The sequence below is a fragment of the Streptococcus pluranimalium genome, from assembly GCF_047785745.1.
In the GTDB taxonomy this organism is placed as follows: Bacteria; Bacillota; Bacilli; order Lactobacillales; family Streptococcaceae; genus Streptococcus; species Streptococcus pluranimalium_B.
Genome location: NZ_JBLOJT010000200.1, coordinates 1 through 1,162, shown reverse-complemented (window position 1 = coordinate 1,162; position 1,162 = coordinate 1). Strand labels below are relative to the sequence as shown.

The window sequence follows — 1,162 nt, the reverse complement described above, 5'->3', positions numbered from 1 at the left end:
GTCATATTTATCTTTATCCGGTACTGGTTTTGGTGTCACATGAACCGTTACTTCTACTGTATCCTTTGTTCCATCTGGATACGTTACTTCTACCGTTACTTTATAGTCTCCTGGTACGTCTGTATTCGGACGGTCTCCTACTACTTTCGGTACGCCGTTTGATCCTTCTGGAATTGTCACTAGGTATGTAATTTCTTCGTCTGACACTGGAGTTCCTTGTGGCACTGGAGTCTCACCACCTGTCGGATCATATTTATCCTTATCTGGTGTTGGTGGCGGAGTTACTAATTTCTTTTCTAATTCATTAACCTCAATTATTTTATTATTAATATCATCTTGTGTCTTGGGATTATTATCAATATCTTTTTTGATATTTCCTAATCCAGTTAAAACTTCATCACGGCTTCCATCACTCCACTTAGGATCAGCTGCTTTCTCTTCAACTTCATTTATTTTCTCTCTCAAAGCTGAAGAATCGTAAATAGTCAATGAGACGTTTACAATATCCGCTTGTCCATCAGGCTTCATACGAGGACTTCCATTTGTCTCCAATACTGTATAATTAATACTAGCTGCACCAACAGTAGTCAATTCAGAAGGATGTGGGAAATAATTGCGGCCTTGCCTAATGACATACTGAGTTTTTAAATCAGGTGAATTTAACGTAATTAATTGTAATGGATCTATTTTCCCATTTTTCACATCATATAAATCTATATATGCTCTACCATTCTGAAGATTTTTAGTCATACTTGTATTTAATGTAGCGGCACTTCCTGGAATCTCCTCAGCTGCAAACACAGTATTTGTAGAAATATTAAATTGACCTTGAGTAAAACCTCCTAAAAAACTAATACCAATTAGTACAGAAGCTGCACCAAACTTAAACTTCTTAATTGAAAACCGTTGTTTCGTCTGTGAAGTCTCATAACTGTTATTTTTAGACCTTCTAAACATAATATTCTCCATTACTTTATTCTGTATAATTCTATACAGAATAAAGTATAGGCTTAAATACCTCATTTGTCAAATTAAGTTAGAACCTGCATTCACAAAGTTATAAAGCCATTAAAAGACGATTAATGTGTGATAGTTTGACAAAAACAACCTCTGACGATACCGATTTTTCAACATCCTTAGCCAATCTTCGAGAGTGGTTCAA

Annotated in this window: 1 protein-coding gene; it reads right to left on the bottom strand. The window is 35.3% G+C overall.

The window, feature by feature from the left end; translation table 11 throughout:
• Positions 1-957 (bottom strand): alpha-like surface protein (locus tag ACMZ6U_RS10465; protein WP_416108350.1); only part of this gene is annotated, 957 nt, incomplete at its 3' end.
• Positions 958-1,162: the final 205 nt, after the last annotated feature.